The 19,444-nt window shown below is 65.7% G+C and carries 18 protein-coding genes; 6 read left to right on the plus strand and 12 right to left on the minus strand.

Annotated elements, in window-relative coordinates; all coding sequences use genetic code 11:
* Positions 1-312: 312 nt before the first annotated feature.
* The 6 genes from GRX31_RS08735 (at position 313) to GRX31_RS08760 (ending at position 7,428) form a co-directional block, all read left to right on the plus strand.
* The gene (locus GRX31_RS08735) at positions 313-774 is read left to right on the plus strand and encodes an acyl-CoA thioesterase (RefSeq protein WP_016450489.1); all 462 of its coding nucleotides are present in this window, start codon (positions 313-315) and stop codon (positions 772-774) included.
* Between the two features lie 115 nt (positions 775-889).
* Entirely contained in the window at positions 890-2,110 is a 1,221-nt protein-coding gene (gene pncB, locus GRX31_RS08740; protein WP_047218007.1) for a nicotinate phosphoribosyltransferase, read from the plus strand.
* Between the two features lie 61 nt (positions 2,111-2,171).
* The gene (locus GRX31_RS08745; protein WP_047218008.1) at positions 2,172-3,599 is read left to right on the plus strand and encodes a sodium:proton antiporter; all 1,428 of its coding nucleotides are present in this window, start codon (positions 2,172-2,174) and stop codon (positions 3,597-3,599) included.
* Between the two features lie 37 nt (positions 3,600-3,636).
* On the plus strand, positions 3,637-4,644 hold the full coding sequence (locus GRX31_RS08750; protein ID WP_160852236.1) for a 2-hydroxyacid dehydrogenase: 1,008 nt from the start codon (positions 3,637-3,639) through the stop codon (positions 4,642-4,644).
* A 110-nt stretch (positions 4,645-4,754) separates the two neighbouring features.
* A complete protein-coding gene (gene rmuC, locus GRX31_RS08755) occupies positions 4,755-6,245 on the plus strand; it encodes a DNA recombination protein RmuC (RefSeq protein WP_046238057.1) in 1,491 nt (496 codons plus the stop codon).
* 1 nt (position 6,246) lies between these two features.
* Positions 6,247-7,428: an MFS transporter gene (locus GRX31_RS08760; RefSeq protein WP_016450494.1), complete on the plus strand. Its 1,182-nt coding sequence runs from the start codon at positions 6,247-6,249 to the stop codon at positions 7,426-7,428.
* 70 nt (positions 7,429-7,498) lie between these two features.
* On the opposite strand, the gene GRX31_RS08765 is transcribed toward GRX31_RS08760, so the two are convergent.
* From GRX31_RS08765 to rpsA, 12 genes are all read right to left on the minus strand, one after another.
* Positions 7,499-8,368: an LOG family protein gene (locus tag GRX31_RS08765; protein WP_016450495.1), complete on the minus strand. Its 870-nt coding sequence runs from the start codon at positions 8,366-8,368 to the stop codon at positions 7,499-7,501.
* Positions 8,369-8,610: 242 nt separating this feature from the next.
* The gene (locus GRX31_RS08770; RefSeq protein ID WP_017404730.1) at positions 8,611-8,997 is read right to left on the minus strand and encodes a monovalent cation/H(+) antiporter subunit G; all 387 of its coding nucleotides are present in this window, start codon (positions 8,995-8,997) and stop codon (positions 8,611-8,613) included.
* On the minus strand, positions 8,994-9,272 hold the full coding sequence (locus tag GRX31_RS08775) for a K+/H+ antiporter subunit F (protein WP_012206532.1): 279 nt from the start codon (positions 9,270-9,272) through the stop codon (positions 8,994-8,996). Before GRX31_RS08775 ends, GRX31_RS08770 begins: the two co-directional genes overlap by 4 nt.
* Positions 9,269-9,760: a Na+/H+ antiporter subunit E gene (locus GRX31_RS08780; protein ID WP_016450497.1), complete on the minus strand. Its 492-nt coding sequence runs from the start codon at positions 9,758-9,760 to the stop codon at positions 9,269-9,271. The genes GRX31_RS08775 and GRX31_RS08780 overlap by 4 nt, the downstream gene beginning before the upstream one ends.
* Positions 9,757-11,553 carry a monovalent cation/H+ antiporter subunit D gene (locus tag GRX31_RS08785; RefSeq protein WP_017404727.1) on the minus strand — a complete coding sequence of 599 codons (1,797 nt, stop codon included), beginning with the start codon at positions 11,551-11,553 and terminating at the stop codon, positions 9,757-9,759. Before GRX31_RS08785 ends, GRX31_RS08780 begins: the two co-directional genes overlap by 4 nt.
* Positions 11,550-11,915, minus strand: coding sequence for a Na+/H+ antiporter subunit C (locus GRX31_RS08790; RefSeq protein WP_016450499.1), 366 nt, complete (start codon positions 11,913-11,915; stop codon positions 11,550-11,552). Before GRX31_RS08790 ends, GRX31_RS08785 begins: the two co-directional genes overlap by 4 nt.
* Complete coding sequence (locus GRX31_RS08795; protein WP_016450500.1) at positions 11,915-14,893, minus strand: monovalent cation/H+ antiporter subunit A; 2,979 nt, start codon at positions 14,891-14,893, stop codon at positions 11,915-11,917. The genes GRX31_RS08790 and GRX31_RS08795 overlap by 1 nt, the downstream gene beginning before the upstream one ends.
* Positions 14,894-15,032: 139 nt before the next feature.
* Complete coding sequence (locus GRX31_RS08800; protein ID WP_034363686.1) at positions 15,033-15,434, minus strand: ComEA family DNA-binding protein; 402 nt, start codon at positions 15,432-15,434, stop codon at positions 15,033-15,035.
* Positions 15,435-15,694: 260 nt separating this feature from the next.
* Positions 15,695-16,870, minus strand: a complete 1,176-nt coding sequence (gene lapB, locus GRX31_RS08805; RefSeq protein WP_160852238.1) for a lipopolysaccharide assembly protein LapB — start codon at positions 16,868-16,870, stop codon at positions 15,695-15,697.
* Positions 16,860-17,177: a LapA family protein gene (locus tag GRX31_RS08810; protein ID WP_160852240.1), complete on the minus strand. Its 318-nt coding sequence runs from the start codon at positions 17,175-17,177 to the stop codon at positions 16,860-16,862. Before GRX31_RS08810 ends, lapB begins: the two co-directional genes overlap by 11 nt.
* Before the next feature lie 80 nt (positions 17,178-17,257).
* Positions 17,258-17,596 carry an integration host factor subunit beta gene (locus GRX31_RS08815; protein WP_017404723.1) on the minus strand — a complete coding sequence of 113 codons (339 nt, stop codon included), beginning with the start codon at positions 17,594-17,596 and terminating at the stop codon, positions 17,258-17,260.
* 90 nt (positions 17,597-17,686) lie between these two features.
* Positions 17,687-19,411 carry a 30S ribosomal protein S1 gene (gene rpsA, locus GRX31_RS08820; protein WP_255247313.1) on the minus strand — a complete coding sequence of 575 codons (1,725 nt, stop codon included), beginning with the start codon at positions 19,409-19,411 and terminating at the stop codon, positions 17,687-17,689.
* Between the last annotated feature and the right edge of the window lie 33 nt (positions 19,412-19,444).

A 19,444-nucleotide genomic window follows, 5' to 3' on the forward strand; every position in this document is an offset into this window, starting at 1 on the left:
GAAAAACGGACCACAGGGGTCTCGGGTTACGGGGAATTGCCTGCGCTGACCTGACTGAGTGTCATGTTGCAGTGCAGCATGGGTCTTATTGTAGGGATTGCAAAAAAGGAATCAAGTACCTGATGCTGCGGTGCAGCAAAAAAATCGGCAAAGCTGTGGGTTTTTTGTAAGTCTTTGATTTTTAATTGGTTTTATGTCGGTTTGACGACATTTTTCGGTTTGCATGCTTACTCGCTTGGCGAGTGATTGGCAACAGTGCGCGTCGTGATGGCGACAGTGGCTGGGGACAGGGCGCATTCGGCCGGCGGCACAATGGCCGCCATGAATGAATCGCCCCCGAGCCGCCCCGCGCCGCAGCCCCGTTCGGCCTATGCGGCATTCCGACGCATCAGCACGCGCTGGTCGGACAACGACGTCTACGGGCACGTCAACAACGTCGTCTATTACAGCTGGTTCGATACGGCGGTGAATGCCCATCTGATCGAGCAGGGCGCGCTGGATATCCACGCGGGCGAGACGATAGGCCTGGTCATAGAGACGCAATGCAATTACTTTGCGCCGCTGGCCTTCCCGCAGGAGGTGGAGGCCGGTATCCGGGTGGCCCGCATCGGTGGCTCCAGCGTGCGCTACGAGGTGGGGCTGTTCGCGCAGGGCGAGCCATTGACGGCGGCAGCCGGGCATTTCGTGCATGTCTATGTGGACCGGCATACGCGCCGGCCTGCCCAGATTCCGCAGGCGCTGCGACAGGTGCTGGAGCCGCTGCTGCGCCGCTGATGGCGTCCGGGGCGCATGCAAGGCGTGCGCTCGCAGCGCGGCAGCGTGTGTATGGCCTACACTCGAAAGCTGTCTGCCATCTGACCGCTGGGGCGCTTACCGCCCGGCTCTGTCCATGATCATCACCAGCCTGCTCGATACCGACCTGTACAAATTCACGATGATGCAGGTGGTGCTGCACCAGTTTCCCGGAGCACAGGTCGAGTACCGCTTCAAGTGCCGCAACCCCGGCGTGCAGCTCGCACCCTATGTGAACGAGATCCGCTCCGAGATCCGCTCGCTGTGCAGCCTGCGTTTCCAGGACGCGGAGCTGGCCTATCTGAGCTCGCTGCGCTTCATCAAGAGCGACTTCGTCGATTTCCTGGGCCTGTTCCACCTCAACGAGAAATGCATCACGGTGCAGGCGCTGCCCAATGGCGAGATCGACATCACCATCCGCGGGCCTTGGCTGCACACCATCCTGTTCGAGATTCCCGTGCTGGCCATCGTCAACGAGGTGTACTTCCGCAACACCCAGCCGGTGCCCGATTTTCCGGAAGGCCGGCGCCGTCTCGACGCCAAGATTGCGCTGCTGCAGCAGCCCGGCCTGGAGCAGCTCAAGATTGCCGACTACGGCACGCGCCGCCGCTTTTCGCGGGCCTGGCATGAAGAGGTGCTGCGCGTGCTGTGCGCACGCCTGGGCCGGCCCGGCACATCCGTGGAGTCCGAGGGCCAGTTCGCCGGCACCAGCAATGTGCTGTACGCCATGAAGCTGGGCGTGCGGCCCCTTGGCACGCTGGCGCATGAATACCTGCAGGCCTGCCAGTCCCTGGGCCCGCGCCTGCGCGACAGCCAGATCTTCGGCTTCGAATCCTGGGCGCGCGAATACCGGGGCGACCTGGGCATTGCGCTGTCGGACGTCTACGGCATGTCGGCCTTCCTGCGCGATTTCGACCTGTACTTCTGCAAGCTCTTCGACGGTGCGCGCCACGACAGCGGCGACCCGTTCGAGTGGGGCGAGCGGCTGCTGGCCCACTACCGTGCCAACCGCATCGATCCGCTGACCAAGACGCTGATCTTCAGCGACGGCCTGACGGTGCCGCGCACCATCGAGCTGTTCCAGCGCTTCCATGGCCGCTGCCAGCTGGCCTTCGGCATAGGCACCAACCTGACCAACGACCTGGGCGACGCGCCCGACCATGTGCCGCTGCAGATCGTCATCAAGATGACCCGCTGCAACGGCCAGCCCGTGGCCAAGCTCTCGGACACGCCGGGCAAGAGCATGTGCGATGACGAGAAGTACCTGGCCTACCTGCGCCAGGTGTTCGAGATTGCGCCGCCTGCGGCGCAGGCTTGATTGCGGCACCACCTGCCGCCAGGAGGGGACAGTGAATAGAGAACAAAGAGGAGACGGGACCATGAAGGCATTGCGCGGATTGCTGGCGCTGCTGGCCACCTGCGCGCCATCCTGGGCCCTGGCCGCCGATATCGACGGCGGCCAGCTTTCGGTACTTTGGGGCGTGCCGTTTGCGGGCATGCTGTTGTCCATCGCCCTGATGCCGCTGGCGGCGCCGCATTTCTGGCACCGGCATTTCGGCAAGGTGACGGCCGCCTGGGCGCTGGTCTTTCTGCTGCCCTTCGCGGCGGTGTTCGGCGTGGGCGCGGCCATGGCCAACCTGGTGCATGCCCTGCTGGCTGAATACCTGCCGTTCGTGATCCTGCTGACGGCGCTGTACACGGTGTCGGGCGGCATCTATGTGCGCGGCAATCTCAAGGGATCGCCGGGGCTGAACACGGCCATCCTGGCGATCGGCGCCGTGCTGGCCAGCTTCATGGGGACCACGGGCGCCTCGATGCTGCTGATCCGGCCGCTGCTGCGCGCCAACGACAACCGCAGGCACCAAGTGCATGTGGTGGTGTTCTTCATCTTCATCGTCTCCAATGCCGGCGGCTCGCTGACGCCGCTGGGCGATCCACCGCTGTTCCTGGGCTTTCTCAAGGGGGTGGATTTCTTCTGGACGGTACGCCACATCTTCACCGAGACGCTGTTCCTGGTGGGCGCGCTGCTGGCGCTGTTCTACGCAATCGATGCCTGGCTGCTGCGCAAGGCCGGCGAAGCGGATCTGCCCGATCCCACGCCCAGCGTCGATGCCTTGGGCCGCGCCAGCCGCCTGGGCTTTGATGGCGGCGTGAACTTCGTGCTGCTGCTGGCCGTGGTGGCACTGGTGCTGATGAGCGGCCTGTGGCGTACCGATGCCGGTCTGGTGCTGGCCGGCACGCATGTGGGCCTGCCGGGTCTGGTGCGCGATGCGGGCCTCGTCGCCGTGACTGTGCTGTCCCTCAGGCTCACGCCGCGCAGCGTGCACCAGGCCAATGAATTCGGCTGGGGGCCGATGCAGGAAGTGGCCAAGCTGTTCGCGGGCATCTTCCTGACCATCATTCCCGTGATCGCCATGCTCAAGGCGGGAACGGCCGGACCCTTCGGCGCCATCGTGGGGGCCGTGACGCGTGCCGACGGCACGCCCGATCCGCTGATGTATTTCTGGGCCACGGGCCTGCTGTCCTCGTTCCTGGACAACGCGCCGACCTACCTGGTGTTCTTCAATACGGCGGGCGGAGACGCCGCTCAGATGATGACGGCCATGGCCTCGACGCTGGCCGCCATCTCGGCGGGCGCGGTGTTCATGGGCGCCAACACCTATATCGGCAATGCGCCCAACCTGATGGTCAAGGCCATTGCCGAGGAGCGCGGCGTGAAGATGCCCAGCTTCTTCGGCTACATGGCCTGGTCGCTGTGCATTCTGGTGCCGCTGTTCGTATTGATGAGCTTCATCTGGTTCCGCTGAAGAACCGCCTAACGCCAAGACAAGGAAAGAGACAGACATGGCAAGCAAACCCCGCATCCTGATCGCCCGTGCCATCCCGCCCGAAGTGGTGCGCAAGCTGGAGCAGCACTTCGAGGTCGAGTCCAACCAGGATGACGTGGTCTGGAGCCCGCAGGAACTGGCCAGGCATCTGCAGGACAAGGATGGAGTGCTGACCACGGGCTCGCAGACCATCGATGCGGCGCTGCTGGCCGCCTGCCCGCGCCTGAAGGTGGTGGCCAATATGGCCGTGGGCTACAACAACTTCGACGTGCCTGCGATGACGGCTGCAGGTGTGCAGGGCACGAATGCCCCCGACGTGCTGACCGAGACCACGGCCGATTTCGGCTTTGCCCTGCTGATGGCCACGGCCCGCCGCGTGACAGAGAGCGAGCACTACCTGCGCGCCGGAAAGTGGAACTCCTGGCGCTACGACCTGTTTGCCGGCGCGGAAGTGCACGGCAGCACGCTGGGCATCATCGGCATGGGCCGCATCGGCCAGGGCATCGCCAAACGCGGGGCGCATGGCTTCGGCATGAAGGTGGTCTATCACAACCGCTCGCGCCTGTCGCCCGAGCTGGAAGCCGAATGCAAGGCCGGCTACGTGGGCAAGGATGAACTGCTGGCCATGGCCGACCATGTGGTGCTGGTGCTGCCCTACACCAAGGAAAACCACCACACCATAGGCGCGGCCGAGATCGCCCGGATGAAGCCCACGGCCACGCTGATCAACATCGCGCGCGGCGGCATCGTCGATGACGCGGCGCTGGCCAGGGCACTGCGCGACAGGACCATTGCTGCAGCAGGCCTGGACGTGTTCGAGGGCGAGCCCTCGGTCCATCCCGACCTGCTGACCGTGCCCAACGTGGTGCTGACCCCGCACATCGCCAGCGCCACCATGGGCACGCGCAGCGCCATGGCCGAGCTGGCGGCCGACAACCTGATCGACTTCCTGTCCGGCAAGGGCCCGCGCACGCCCGTGAACCAGCCCGAAGCGGCGGCCGCCGGCGCGCGCGCCAAGGCCTGAACACCGTGTTGTGACAATCGCGGGAAGGCTGGCCGTGGCCGCTTCCCGCTGCATGGAGCGCAAGCAAAATCTTGACCCAGATATCCGGAGTGTGGTGGTCGGCCTGGGCCGTGCTGCTGTTGGGGCAGGCGGCCGTGATCTGGCTGCTGTGGAGGCGCTCGGCGCAGCGCGAGGACGGGGTGGCGCCCCAGCAGGTGCTGCAGGCGCTGCAGATGCTGGACGTGCGGCTGCAGCAGCTCGAGCGCGGTGCCCAGGCCACGCAGATGGCCGTGGCCAAGAGCGATGGCGGGCTGGACCGCGTCTCGCAGCAGCTGCAGGCCCATCTGGCCCAGGCCCAGCTCGATGCCCAGGCGGCGCGGCGCGAGCAGGGCGAGGCGCTGGCAGCCTTTCGCATGGAACTGGGCCGGCTCACCGTGCGGCTGGCCGCCGACAGCGCCCAGGCCCGCGAGGCCCAGGGCGAAAGCACGCAGCGCTTCAACGCCCATGTGCAGGAGCGCTTCGAGGCGCTGGCGCAGACCACGCGCAGCACGCTGGACTCCCTCAAGAACGACATCCAGCAGCAGCTGGGCGGGCTGGCGCAATCCAGCCAGGTCCATGCCGAGCAGCTGCGCGGCACGCTCAACGAGCGGCTGGCCACCATCCAGTCAGACAATGCGGCGCGCCTGGAAGAGATGCGGCGCACGGTGGACGAGAAGCTGCATGCCACGCTGGAGCAGCGCCTGGGCGAATCGTTCAAGCTGGTCAGCGACCGGCTGGAGCAGGTGCACAAGGGCCTGGGCGAGATGCAGACGCTGGCCGGCAGCGTGGGCGATCTCAAGCGCGTGATGACCAATGTGAAGACGCGCGGCACCTGGGGCGAGCTGCAGCTGGGCGCCATCATCGAGAACGTGCTCACGCCCGAGCAGTACGCGCGCAACGTCAAGACCGTGCCCGGCAGCGACGACATGGTGGAGTTCGCCATCCGCCTGCCCGGACGCAGCGACGAGACGCCGGTCTGGCTGCCCATCGACGCCAAGTACCCGGTGGAGCAGTACCAGCGCCTGCTCGACGCCCAGGATGCGGCGGACAAGGCGGCCATTGTCTCGGCAGGCAATGCCTTCGAGGCATCGATCAAGTTCGAGGCGCGCAAGATCCACGGCAAGTACGTGAGCCCGCCGCACACCACGGACTTTGCCGTGCTCTACCTGCCTACCGAAGGCCTGTTTGCCGAGGTCATGCGCCGCCCCGGCCTGGTCGAGGCCGTGCAGAACGGCTGCCGCGTGATGGTCACCGGCCCGGCCAACCTGGCCGCCATGCTCAGCAGCCTGCAGATGGGCTTCAAGACGCTGGCCATCGAAAAGCGCTCGTCCGAGGTCTGGGCGGTGCTCGGCCAGGTCAAGACCGAGTTTGCCAAGTTCGGCGAAGTGGTGGATGCCACGCGCAAGTCCATAGACGCGGCGGCCAAGCGCTTCGAGCAGGTGGGCGTGCGCACGCGCGCCATCCAGCGCCAGCTGCGCGACGTGCAGGAGCTGCCCGCGCCGACCTCTAGTGCAGCGCGGCCCGGCCTGCCGGATGACAAGGATGCTGCGGCCGGAATGGAGCCGGGATCGGAGCAGGATTGAGATGAACCTGGCCCTGTTCAAGGTCATCATGGCGCAGGTCAGCGTGCATGCCACCATGGCCGGCATGCGGCTGGCAGCGCCCTTGCTGGCCCTGCAGCAGGGCTATAGCGCAGCGGCCGTGGGCATCTTGCTGGCGCTGTTCGCGCTGACCCAGGTGTTCCTGGCGCTGCCGGCCGGGCGCTTCGCGGACAAGCATGGTTTTCGCAAGCCGTTTTTCCTGTCCATGCTGGCGGCCAGCGGGGGCTGCGCGCTGGCGCTGGCATTGCCGCTGTATCCGGTGCTATGCCTTGCGGCGTTGTTGACGGGCGGAGCCAGCGGCGCCGTGGTGATTGCCGTGCAGCGCCATGCGGGCCGTGTCACCCACGATGCGGTGGCGCTCAAGAAGGTGTTCAGCTGGTTGGCCATAGGCCCGGCCATCTCCAACTTCATCGGGCCCTTCAGCACCGGGCTGCTGATCGATCACGCGAATTTTGGCGGCGAGGGCAGCACCATGGGCTACCGCGTCGCCTTCGGCCTGTTGGCCCTGGTGCCCGTGCTGGCCTGGAGCTGGGTGCGCCACACGCAGGAGCTGCCGCCCGTGCGCGCGCCCATCGGCGGTCCCAAGCAGCATGCCTGGGACCTGTTGCGCGACCGCAATTTCCGCAACCTGCTGCTGGTCAACTGGCTGCAGTCCGCATGCTGGGACGTGCACACCTTCGTGCTGCCGCTGCTGGGCCATGAGAAGGGCCTGAGCGCCTCGGTCATCGGCACGCTGCTGGGCATTTTTGCCGTGGCGGCCGCCGCCATCCGCCTGGCCATGCCGCTGGTGGCCGAGCGCTTGCGCGAAGGCGCCGTGATCTCCGGTGCCATGGCCATCACCGCCTTCGTCTTTGCGTTGTACCCCTTCATGGACTCGGCGCTGACCATGGGCATGTGTTCAGTGATGCTGGGTTTTTCACTGGGATCTGTGCAGCCCATGGTCATGAGCATGCTGCACCAGATCACGCCCGAGCACCGCCATGGCGAGGCACTGGGCCTGCGGCTCATGGCCATCAATGCCTCCAGCGTGGCCATGCCCGTGCTGTTCGGCTCGGCGGGGGCATTGATCGGCGTGTCTGCGCTGTTCTGGGTGGTGGGTGCGGCCGTGGCCTCGGGCATCCGCACGGCCTGGTTCATGGGGCTGACGCCGCGCAAGCCGGAATGAAAAAAAGCGACCTGCGCCTTGGTGCGCAGATCGCCTTGCGACGCGGTGGCGGCCTGCCGGCCGCTGCGGCTTACCAGCCGCCAGCGTGGAACTGCTTGATCAGCGCCCAGGCCTCGACCGGATCATCGGTATAGCGGAACAGCTGCAGGTCCTTGGGCGAGATCGTGCCTTCCTCGATCATCAGGTCGATGTTGAGCAGGCGCTTCCAGAACTCGGTGCCAAAAAGGATCACGGGCACCGAATGCGTCTTGCCGGTCTGCATCAGGGTCAGCACCTCGAACAGCTCGTCCAGCGTGCCGAAGCCGCCGGGGAAGGCCACCAGGGCCTTGGCGCGCATCATGAAATGCATCTTGCGCAGGGCGAAGTAGTGGAACTTGAAGCTCAGGTCCGGCGAGATGAAGCGGTTGCCGTTTTGCTCGTGCGGCAGCTCGATGTTCAGGCCGATGCTGGGCGCGCCCACGTCATGGGCGCCCCGGTTGGCCGCCTCCATGATGCCGGGGCCGCCGCCGGTGCAGATGTAGAGGCGCTCCTCGGGCGGCTGGTTCAGGCTGTCGGCGGCCACGATGCGCGTGAAGGCGCGGGCCTGTTCATAGCGGTGCGCATTGCGCACGGCGCGCTCGGCCAAGGCAACGCGCTGGGGATCGCCGCTGGCCTGTGCGTCGGCCAATTGCTGCTCGGCCTGCTCCAGGTCCACGAAGCGGGCGCTGCCATAGACCACGACGGTGTGCTCGATGCCGCGCTCGATCTGGGCCAGGTCCGGCTTGAGCAGCTCCAGCTGCATGCGGATACCGCGGGTTTCGCGGCGGAACATGAATTCCGGGTCCGCGAAGGCGAGGCGATTGGAGTTCTGCTGCAATGCCATGCCGTTGTGTGCCTGGTTGTGAAGGGCCGACCAGCCGTTGGCGAGGTCGGTATCGGTCAGGGGGGAAGAGATTTGCATGAACCCTCGTACACAGGAAAAACCAGGGCGGCCACGCCTGTGGCCGTTCCATCAAATACGTTGCCAGCGCAGATGATGACTGCACTATACGCTCACAAACTCATAGCCGCGGGGCTCGCGCACCGGGTGCTTTGGCGCATTGACGCAGCCGTGGGCGAATTCGTATGCTGGACAGTTGGCAGTAGGGCTTTTGCCTGCCGCTGCCTGCCGCATCGGCGGGTATTTTCAGGCCCGATTGCGCTTCAGACGTCCGGGTGTTCGGCCGGCTCGTTGCGCACGACGCTGCTCAGCGGCGGGGGCACGTCCTGGCCCGCACGGCGTGCGCGGAACAGGGCTGCACGCATCAGGAAGATGGTCGTGATGGGAACGGTCACCGAGATGAACACCGCAATCAGCAGCGCATGCACGGCCAGGCTCTGGCCGCTGACGGAAAAGTAGATCCAGGTGGCATGCATGATCAGCCAGCAGCCCATGGTGGCGATGATGGAAGGCGCATGCACGCGCTCGAAATAGCTGTCCAGGCGCCACAGGCCCATGGAGCCCAGAAAGGCGATGATGGCGCCGCCCAGCGCCAGCGCAGCCACCAGGATCTGGCACCACAGCGGCAGCGTGGTGGTTTCCGGCATCATTCGATCACCTCGCCGCGCAGCAGGAACTTGGCCATGGCCGTGGAGCCCACGCAGCCGAACAGCGCAACCAGTAGGGCGGCCTCGAAATAGCTGGTGCTGTCATAGATGATGCCCATCAGCAGCATGGCCAGCATGCCGTTGAGGTACATGCAGTCCAGCGCCAGCACGCGATCCTGGGCGTGCGGGCCCTTGAGCAGGCGCAGCACGGCGCAGCCCATGGCGGCGACCAGCAGGCCCAGCGCGAACATCAAAGTCCAGTGGAACCAGGGCATCATTCGAAAATCTCCATCAGGGGGCGCTCGTAGGAGCGCTTGACGTGTTGGACGATCTCTTCGGGATCATCGACCTCCAGCACATGCAGCATGAGCTGGGAGCGGTCGCGCGAGATCTCGGCCCAGGCCGTGCCGGGCGTGATGCACACGATCATGGCGAGCACGGCCAGGCCGTTGGGGTCGCGCAGTTCCAGCGGGATGCGCACGAAGTTGGCCGGGTGCTTGCGCATGCCCGGAAACAGCATGAACCGCACGACGTTGAAGTTGGACACCGAGGTGTCCCAGACCACGCGCAGCCCCAGGCGCACGATGGTCAGCGGATGGCGCACGCGCACGGGCAAGGGGCGCAGGCCGCGCAGCAGCAGCGGCAGCAACAGGCCCAGCAAGGCGCCCAGCAGGATCTGGCCGCTGCTGAACGAGCGGTTGAGCAGCAGCCACAGCAGGAACAGCGCCACCGACAGCAGCGGCGCGGGCAGCAGGGTTTTCATCATCGGGAATCCTCCTTGCCGGCCGTTGGGCCTGCATCGCCTATGCCTGCGGGCATGGGCGCGCCGCTGGCCTGGGCAGCGGCGCGCGCGGCGCCTTCGGGGCCGGCTTCCAGCCGCGCCTTCTTTTCTGCCGGGCTCGGCTCCGGCTGCGTGCCCATGACGGAGCGCACATAGACATCGGGCGCCAGCAGCGCATCGGCCGCACGCTGCGTGTAGCCCATCAGCTGGCCACCCTGCACGGTGAGCGCCACGCAGCAGGCCAGCAGCACGGCGATGGGCAGGCCTTCGGCCACACGCAACGAAGGCGAGTTCTGCTCCTCGGTCGCCCAGAAATGGCGTATGCCGGCGCGCACCAGCGACAGCAGGGCAAGCAGTCCCGTGGCGATCATCAGCGCCACCAGCACCCAGCCGGCCCAGCCGGCCTGGAAGCCGCTGGAGTTGCCCAGGCCCAGCGGGTTGAGCAGGGCAGACAGCATGGCGAACTTGCCCACAAAGCCCGAAAGCGGGGGCAGGCCGGTGACCACCAGGGTGGCCAGCATGAAGCTCAGGCCGATGAAGGCGGCCGCTGCGGGAATCGCGCGGCCGATCAGCACCTCTTCGGATTCGTCGAGGTTGAAGCCCTCCGTGGGCAGCAGTTCGGCGTTGAGGAAGGGAGCCTCGTCATCCTCATAGGGCTCGCCCGCATCGTCATCCACGCGCCAGCGGTCCACCACGTCGGCGATCAGAAACAGGGCGCTCACGGCCAGGGTGGAGCTGGGCAGGTAGTACAGCAGCCCCGCCGTCAAGGCGTTCTGGCCAAAGCCCGTGGCGGCCAGCAAGGTGCCCGAAGAGAGAACGGCCGCAAAGCCTGCGATATGCGTCAGGCGCTGCGAGCCCAGCATGCCCAGGCCGCCGAAGGCCATGGTCAGCATGCCGCCGACGATCAGCCAGGTGCTGCCGAACAGGGCGGAGGCGCCGGCCTCGGAGCTGAACAGCAGCGTCCACAGCCGCAGCACCACGTAGACGCCCACCTTGGTCATGAGCGCGAACACGGCGCCCACGGGAGCGGTGGCTGCGCTGTAGGCCGGCACCAGCCAGAAGTTCAGCGGCCACATGGCTGCCTTGGTCAGGAAGGCAATGCCCAGGATGGCAGCGGCCGAATGCAGCAGCCCGCGGTCGTCGCTGCTGACCTGGGGGATGGCACGTGCCAGGTCGGCCATGTTCAGCGTGCCGGTCAGGCCGTAGAGCATGGACACGCCGATCAGGAACAGCGACGAGGCTGCAAGATTGATGGCGATGTAGTGCAGGCCCGCCTGGATGCGCGTCCGCCCGGAACCATGCAGGACCAGTCCATAGGAGGCCGCGAGCATGATCTCGAAGAACACGAACAGGTTGAACAGGTCCGCCGTGAGGAAGGCGCCGCTCAGGCCCATCAGCTGAAACTGGAACAGCGAGTGAAAGTGCATCCCCGCGCGGTGCCAGCGGGCGCTGGAGAAGACCAGCGAGGCCAGGGCCACCGTATAGGTCAGCACCAGCATCATGCCGGTCAGGCGGTCCAGTGCCAGCGAGATGCCGAAGGGCATGGGCCAGTTGCCCGGCATGTAGACGCCCAGGTTGACGGGCGCGCCGGCCTGGTCGGTCCACAGCATCAGCATCACGGCCACGCCCAGCCCCATCAGGGTGGATACCAGTCCAAGAGCGAATTTGAGGCGCTGGCGCTCTTCGCGCAGCAACAGCATCAGCGCTGCCGAAAGCATGGGCAGCACGATGGGCGCCAGCATCAGGTGCGGCATGAGACGGGCGGTCAGCTCGTTCATGGCATCTCCTGCTCGGTGCGGGAATGGGCTCCGTCCACATGGTCGGTGCCCGTGGTGCCGCGCGAGGCCAGCAGCACCACCAGGAACAGTGCCGTCATGGCAAAGCCGATCACGATGGCCGTGAGCACCAGCGCCTGCGGCATGGGGTCCGCATAGTGCGCAAGATCCTGCGGCACGCCGGCGCGCAGCACGGGCTCCTTGTCGATGGCCAGGCCCTGGCGGCCCATGCTGAAGATGAACAGGTTGACTGCGTAAGACAGCAGGGCCAGGCCCATGATGACCTGGTAGGTGCGTGGGCGCAGCAGCAGCCACACGCCCGAGCCCGTCAGTACGCCGATGGCAATGGCAAGCACGACTTCCATCAGAAACCTCCTCGTGCAAGCGCTGCAGCGGTGGCCTGCTGCACGGCGGCTTCGGCCTCTTCGGCCTGTTGCTGCTGCTCCTCCAGCAGACGGGCGTGGTAGCGGTGGCTGCGCACCGATTGGTGGGCGATGGCCGTCAGAATGAGCATGGTCGCGCCGACCACCAGCGAGAACACACCGATGTCGAAGAACAGGGCGCTGGCGAGATGCACGTCGCCGACGACTGGCAGGGTCATATGGAAGGTGTGGCTGGTGAGAAAGGGATAGCCGGCCACGATGGAGCCCATGCCGGTACCCAGTGCGAACAGCAGGCCGACACCGATCCATCGGCGCGGGAAGATCGGCAGGTGGGCCTCGACCCACTGCGTGCCGGAGATGATGTACTGCATCAGCAAGGCGACCGAGAACACCAGGCCGGCCACGAAGCCGCCGCCGGGCTCGTTGTGGCCGCGCATGAAGATGTAGACGGAAACCAGGGCGGCAAACGGCAGCAGCAGCCGCACCAGCACGGCAGGCACCATCAGGTAGCCCACGGCCGTATCGCCTGCGTTGCGCGGATTGAACAGATCGGTCTGCAGGTCGCCAGGCATGTAGCGCTGCTGCTCGGGCAGGTCCAGCGTCTCGCGGGCCGGGCGAAAGCGCCTGAGCAGCGCATAGACGACCAGGGCCACGATGCCCAGCACCACGATCTCGCCGAAGGTGTCGAAGCCCCGGAAGTCCACCAGCATGACGTTGACCACATTGGTGCCGCCGCCATCGCTGAGCGCATGTTCCAGGAAGAAGGTGGAGGCCCCGTCATAGAAGGGGCGGCTCATCATGGCGAAGGCCAGCCAGGCCATGCCGCCACCTGCAACCAGCGACAGCAGCAGGTCACGCATGCGGCGCGAGCGGGCGCGCAGCTCGGCGGACAGCACGGGAATGTGCAGGCTTTTGTCGCGCTTGGGCATCCAGCGCAGGCCCAGCAGCATCAGCACCGTGGTGGCGACCTCGACGACCAGCTGGGTCAGCGCCAGGTCAGGCGCCGAGAACCACAGGAAGGTCAGGCAGGTGCACAGGCCGGCGCCGCCCAGCATGATCAGCGCCGTCAGCCGGTGGTACTTGGCCTTCCAGGCCGTACCCAGGGCGCAGAGAATTCCCACGGCCCACAGCATCACGAAGGCGGGCGACAGCGGCAGCATGCTCCGGTCGCCCAGCTTGATGCCTTGCAGCCACAGGGGCAGAACGCCAGCCAGCACGGCGGTGCAGACCAGCCACAGCATCTGCCACTGCAGGCGCATGGTGGACAGGCGCCGGCGCGACCAGCGGCCCAGCAGGGACAGGCGGGCCAGCAGATTCTCGAAAACACGCTGGCCGCTGAGCGTGCCCACCAGCGGCGCGGTATCCATATGGCCGGCCTGGCGCTGCCAGCGCAGCAGCATGTACAGCAGGATGCCGCCAATCAACGCCACAAGGCTCATGATCAAGGGCATGTTCCAGCCGTGCCAGATGGCCAGGCTGTACTCGGGCAGGTCGCCGCCGACCACGGGCGTGGCGGCCGCTGCGAGAAAGCTGCCCACCGCCCACGCCGGCAGCATGCCCACCACCAGGCAGGCCAGCACCAGCAGCTCGACGGGCACGCGCATCCAGTGCGGAGGCTCGTGCGGGTCGTGCGGCAGGTCGGTGGCCTTGGGGCCGAAGAAGACGTCGATGGTGAAGCGCAGCGAATAGGCCACGCTGAACATGCCCGCCACCGTGGCGGCCACCGGCAAGGCCGTGCGCACCCAGGGAGCGGCATCCAGGTAGACAGTCTCGGCGAAGAACATCTCCTTGGACAGGAAGCCGTTGAGCAGCGGTACGCCCGCCATGGCCGCGCTGGCCACGCAGGCCAGCGTGGCCGTGATGGGCATCATGTGCCGCAGGCCCGAAAGCCGGCGGATGTCACGCGTGCCGCTTTCATGGTCAACGATGCCCGCGGCCATGAACAGCGAGGCCTTGAAGGTCGCGTGGTTCATGATGTGGAACACCGCAGCCACGGCGGCCAGCTTGCTGTTCAGGCCCAGCAGCAGCGTGATCAGGCCCAGGTGGGAAATCGTCGAATAGGCCAGCAATCCCTTGAGATCGTGCTGGAACATGGCCAGATAGCCGCCGATGAGCAGGGTTGCCGCGCCCGCTCCGCCCACCAGCCAGAACCAGGCATCGGTATCGCCCAGCACGGGCCACATGCGCGCCAGCAGGAACACGCCGGCCTTGACCATGGTGGCGGAGTGCAGATAGGCCGACACCGGCGTGGGCGCGGCCATGGCGTGCGGCAGCCAGAAGTGGAAGGGGAACTGCGCACTCTTGGTCAGCGCGCCCAGCAGGATCAGCACCAGGGCGATCAGGTACAGCTGGTGGTCACGCACCTGCTGGCCGGCGATGAGCACGTTGTCCAGGTCATAGCTGCCCACGATGTGGCCCAGCACCAGCATGCCGGCCAGCATGGCCAGGCCGCCTGTGCCCGTCACCGTCAGCGCCATGCGCGCGCCGCGGCGTGCATCCTTGCGATGGTGCCAGTATCCGATCAGAAGAAAGGAGAAGAGGCTGGTCAGCTCCCAGAAGAAGGCAATCTGGATGATGTTGCCCGACAGCACCACGCCCGCCATCGCGCCCATGAAGGCCAGAAAGAAAGAGAAAAAGCGCGGCACGGGATCGGCCGGCGACATGTAGTAGCGCGCATACAGCACGACCAGCGAGCCTATGCCCAGCACCAGCATGCAGAACATCCAGGCAAAGCCGTCCATGCGGATCACCAGGTTCAGTCCCAGTGCCGGCAGCCACTCGATCTCCTGGCGCAGCACTTCCCCATCGGCGATCTGTGGAAACAGCAATGCGGTCTGTATGGCACAGCCCAATGCGATCACGCCGGCCAGAGTCGACTCCGTATTGCGCGCATTGGCGGGCAGCATTGCGGCAATCAGGCTGCCGATGAAGGGTAGGAGTATGAGGGTGATCAGGGGCATGGGCGGTCCATTTTACGGGCAAGGTTTTTTGCTTCGCTATGAAAACCTGAGCATGTTTCAGGCTATGGCCGCGCATACCCCGAGGGTCGTACGCATGAAAAACCCGCCGAAGCGGGTTGGATAGAGACAGTTCGCGTCTTCAGGAGGCCGAGCCGGCCTTGGCTGGAGTGGCCGGCTTTGCCGCCTGCTCCTTGGTCGGCTTGGTGCCCTGGGCCGCCGTGTCCTTGCCCCCCTTGGCCGCAGTGTCCTTGGCATCAGGCTTGGCGCTGTGGCCTTTGTAGCTGCTGCCGTTGACAGTCAGGCCTTCGCCCGAAAACTTGGTGGCTGTCGGTTCGGCCACACCCTTGACCCGTGCGATGAAGTCGGGCCAGTCCTTGAAGGGGGCGGATTTGCGTTCCTCGAGAATGCGTGCCGACATGGCCGGGCCTATGCCCTTGATGGATGTCAGTTCGGCTTCATTCGCCTTGTTGGCTTCCACAGCGGCCAAAGCCATCACGGACCACAGCAGCGCAATGAAGCCAGCCATCAATTTTCTGAACATACAAACCTCCTGATCCCTCAATGTTGAGGGCCGCAACATTGCGACCCAGAAGCATCTTATGCAGGCCTCTGGCGTGCCGCCAGGCAGTCGCGGGCTCCAGGAGGCCGGCGCAGGCACGGCCGCACGCGCCCAAAGCCAATGGCCACGCGCCCTCCAGGGCGGTTTCTAGGAATACTCTGAAAATACACTGGTCATGCCGTGTTTGCCAATGGGGGTGACGCGGTGCCGGGGATATGGCCGCCTTTCGCCACCCCGGCCCATCACAGCTCCTCGACGCGCCGGGCCGGGTAGCTGTCCCAGCTCTGGCAGCCGGGGCAGTGCCAGAAATGCTGGCGAGCCTCGAAGCCGCAGGCCGCGCAGCGGTAGCGGGTCAGCGGTTTGGCGGCGTGGTCCAGCGCGCGTTGCACGGCTGGGTGGTATTGCTCCTCGGACAGTTTCTCGCCAGCCAGCCACTGCGCAGCAGCCACCAGGGAAGGTTCCCGGTCCAGATGCTGGACCAGGCGGGCGCGTCCCGGTGCCTTGGTTTCACCATCGGTGCTCTGTTCTTCAATTTGAGCGTCCAGCGCAACCAGCGCCTGCAGCAGGTCCAGCGAAGGTGCCTGGGCATATTGCTGGCTGAGCAGCTGGTGGACATCCTGGCGTTGGCCTGTGGCGGCGGCGATGTCCACCAGCAACTGGGCTGCCAGCGGCAGCGCGGCGGGGGATTGCTCGGCCAGGCTCTCCAGCGTTTGCAAGGCCTGGGCCGATTGCCCCATGCGATGCTGCAGCTGGGCATGCTCCAGGCGCGGTCGCGCAGCCTGGGGTGCTGTGGTGATGGCTTGCTGCAGCCGCTGCAGCGCCTCGGCCTGCTGGCCCTGCGTGAGCAAGGACTGGGCGTCTTCGCACAGGTAGTGCGCCAGCCGGCCACTGAAGTCCCCCTGGTTGGCATCCTGCATGCGGCGAGCAATGGCGGCGGCCTGTGTCCAGTCGCGCGAGCGCTCGTAGATGGCCAGCAGGGCCAGGCGGGCCTCGGCCTCGAAGGCCGTGCCTTCCAGGCGGCGCAGCGCGTCCTCGGCGCGATCGAGCAGGCCTGCCTTCAGAAAGTCCTGGGCCAGCGCGTGCTGGGCGCGGTCGCGGTCCACGCGGCTGAGGTCGCCGCGCGACAGCAGGTGCTCATGCACGCGCACGGCGCGGTTGTATTCGCCGCGGCGGCGAAAGAGATTGCCCAGGGCGAAGTGCAGCTCCGAGGTGTCGGGGTCGTTCTGCACGGCTTCGATGAAGGCGTCGATGGCCTTGTCCTGCTGCTCGTTGAGCAGGAAGTTCAATCCCTTGAAGTAGGCCTTGGGTGCCTGGCGGTTTTCGGCGCGGATCTGCCGCAGGTCCCAGCGCGAGGCCAGCCAGCCCAGCACGAAGGCCACGGGCAGGCCCAGCAGTATCCAGCTCAGATCAAATTCCATGCACGTCGCCCGGCAGGATGGGGGAGGGGGGCGCCTTGGGCGCCGTGGTTGGCGCCGCTCCTTCGGCTGCAGGCGCGGGGGCCTGGGTCGAGCGCGCGGCATTGCGGTGCTTGAGCCAGCGCGGCACCATGCCCAGCACGCCCACGATCAGGCCCAGGGCGAAGGCCGCCAGCACCACCAGTACCAGCGGCGCAGTCCAGGAGGTGCCGAAGAAGAAGTGCACCGTCGCGTCCTGCTGGTTGTTCAGTGCGAAGGCGAACAGCGTAAAAAAAATGGCCGCCTTGAGCAGCCACAGGAAGTACTTCATGTGTTCCCTTGTGTGACGGGAACGATTCTAGAGCCTGGCGGTGACGACGGCTGCAGTGCGCGCAGCCGGCAAGCCGGCTTTCAGGCGGCAGGGCCGGTGCCTGCGGAGCTGGCGGCAACCGTGTCGGGCGCCGCGCCGGGGCGCAGGTCCACGGCTTCGCGCAGGGCCTTGCCGGGCTTGAAGTGCGGCACGCGCTTGGACGGAATGTGGACGGCCTCGCCGCTGCGGGGATTGCGGCCCATGCGGGGCGGGCGGTGGTTGACCGAGAAACTTCCAAAGCCGCGGATTTCGATGCGATGGCCGCGCACCAGGGCATCGCTGACGGCGTCAAGAATCGTCTTGACGGCCTGCTCGGCGTCGCGCTGGCTCAGTTGGCCAAAGCGTGCTGCGAGTTCTTCGACGAGATCGGATCGGGTCATCAAGGATAGGAATCAGGGGTTGAAATGGCGACGGGCGCCCGGAGGCACCCGTCGCATCCGACCTTCAGCGGTCAGCAGACTGGCTGCTGATTACTTGTCGGAGTTGTCCAGCTTGGCGCGCAGCAGGGCGCCCAGGCTGGTCGTGCCGGCGTTTTCCTTGGCCGACTGGGCGGACAGGGAAGCCATGGCTTCTTGCTGGTCAACCTGGTCCTTGGCCTTGATCGACAGCTGGATGTTGCGGGTCTTGCGATCCACATTGACCACCACGGCGGTGATCTCGTCGCCTTCCTTCAGCACCGAGCGGGCATCTTCCACGCGGTCAACGGCGATTTCCGAAGCGCGCAGGTAGCCGACGATGTCTTCGCCCAGGTCGATTTCAGCACCACGTGCGTCCACCGTCTTGACCTTGCCCGACACGATCTGGCCCTTGTCGTTCACGGTCACGAAGGTCGTGAAGGGATCGCTGTCCAGCTGCTTGATGCCCAGGGAGATGCGCTCGCGCTCGACGTCCACGGCCAGCACGATGGCTTCGACTTCCTGGCCCTTCTTGTAGTTGCGCACGGCAGCTTCGCCGGGCTCGTTCCAGGACAGGTCGGACAGGTGCACCAGGCCGTCGATGCCGGCAGCCAGACCCACGAACACGCCGAAGTCGGTGATCGACTTGATCGGGCCCTTGACGCGGTCGCCGCGCTTGGTGTTCTGCGCGAACTCTTGCCAGGGGTTGGCCTTGCACTGCTTCATGCCCAGCGAGATGCGACGCTTGTCTTCGTCGATCTCCAGCACCATGACTTCGACTTCGTCACCCAGGGTCACGAGCTTGGTCGGAGCAATGTTCTTGTTGGTCCAGTCCATTTCGGAGACGTGCACCAGGCCTTCGATGCCGGGTTCCAGCTCGACGAACGCGCCGTAGTCGGCAATGTTCGTGACCTTGCCGAACAGGCGGGTGCTCGAGGGATAGCGGCGCGAAACGCCCATCCACGGGTCGTCGCCCATTTGCTTCAGACCCAGCGAGACACGGTTCTTCTCGGTGTCGAACTTGAGGATCTTGGCAGTGATTTCCTGGCCAGCCTGCACGACTTCCGAGGGATGACGCACGCGGCGCCATGCCATGTCGGTGATGTGCAGCAGGCCGTCGATGCCGCCCAGGTCCACGAACGCACCGTATTCGGTGATGTTCTTGACCACGCCTTGAACGATGGCGCCTTCCTTCAGCGTCTCCATCAGCTTGGCGCGCTCTTCGCCCATCGAGGCTTCGACCACGGCGCGGCGGCTCAGCACCACGTTGTTGCGCTTGCGGTCCAGCTTGATGACCTTGAACTCCATCGTCTTGTTTTCGTACGGAGTCAGGTCCTTGATCGGACGGGTGTCGATCAGCGAACCGGGCAGGAAGGCGCGGATGCCGTTGACCAGCACCGTCAGGCCGCCCTTGACCTTGCCGGAGGTCGTGCCGGTCACGAATTCGCCCGATTCCAGGGCCTTTTCCAGAGCCAGCCACGAGGCCAGGCGCTTGGCGGTGTCGCGCGACAGGATGGTGTCGCCGTAGCCGTTTTCGATCGAGCCGATGGCGACCGACACAAAGTCGCCCACCTGGACTTCGATTTCTCCCTGGTCGTTCTTGAATTCGTCGATCGGCACATAGGCTTCCGACTTCAGGCCAGCGTTCACGACGACGAAGTTGTGCTCGACGCGCACGACTTCAGCGGTGATGACCTCGCCAGGACGCATTTCCGTGCGTTGCAGCGATTCTTCAAACAGGGAGGCAAAAGATTCAGACATGTATTTCCTTGCCCGCAAACAGGTTTCCGTTGGCACCATTGCCAAGCGTTTCTAGGACTGTTTGCGGAGGTG

The organism is Delftia sp. CH05 (genome assembly GCF_009827015.1).
Lineage (GTDB): Bacteria > Pseudomonadota > Gammaproteobacteria > Burkholderiales > Burkholderiaceae_C > Comamonas > Comamonas tsuruhatensis.